At 49.7% G+C, this 429-nt stretch carries 2 protein-coding genes; one reads left to right on the top strand and one right to left on the bottom strand.

All coding sequences use genetic code 11. The annotated features are described in order from the left end of the window. Positions 1 to 150 (bottom strand): type V toxin-antitoxin system endoribonuclease antitoxin GhoS (gene ghoS, locus KHA85_RS20350; RefSeq protein ID WP_498039905.1); only part of this gene is annotated, 150 nt, incomplete at its 3' end. 73 nt (positions 151 to 223) lie between these two features. On the opposite strand from ghoS, the gene KHA85_RS20345 reads away from it, so the two are divergent. Then, positions 224 to 429: hypothetical protein (locus KHA85_RS20345; RefSeq protein WP_213186691.1), on the top strand; the 206-nt coding region annotated here is incomplete at its 3' end.

Here is a 429-nt window from a genome sequence, read left to right as displayed (position 1 = left end):
GCCGAGCTCATGGTGCACGCCATTTTCGTCTGTCACCGATGTGACAAAACCTTCGCGCGTCAATTGCCCGGTCAGCTTCGCCAGGTCGGTTAATCCCTCTTCCTGATAGCGAAAAGTCACCACAAAGCAGTTTGTTGCAGATTGACTCATAAATCACCTCTTGGTATATGGATAGCTTGAGATTAGCCCAAAAAATTACTGCAGGTGTCCTTACAAGTTGTATATGCTACGCAACTCATTGAAAGGAGTGAGGGATTCTGTGAAAACAAAAATAGGTTGCCTTACGGCAATTTTGCTTTTGTCGGGGTGCGCCAAAGATCCGCAAACGGCAAGCAATATTTCAGGCAGTGGCACAACGCGCGGCGGTTGGTTAAAACCCCCTCCGCAGGCACCGGTAAACCGCACAGGCACGCCGGTTGCCTATAACGA

It is taken from the genome of Dietzia massiliensis, assembly GCF_018390595.1.
Taxonomy (GTDB): Bacteria; Actinomycetota; Actinomycetes; order Mycobacteriales; family Mycobacteriaceae; genus Dietzia; species Dietzia massiliensis.
This window is presented reverse-complemented; position numbering and strand designations above follow the sequence as displayed.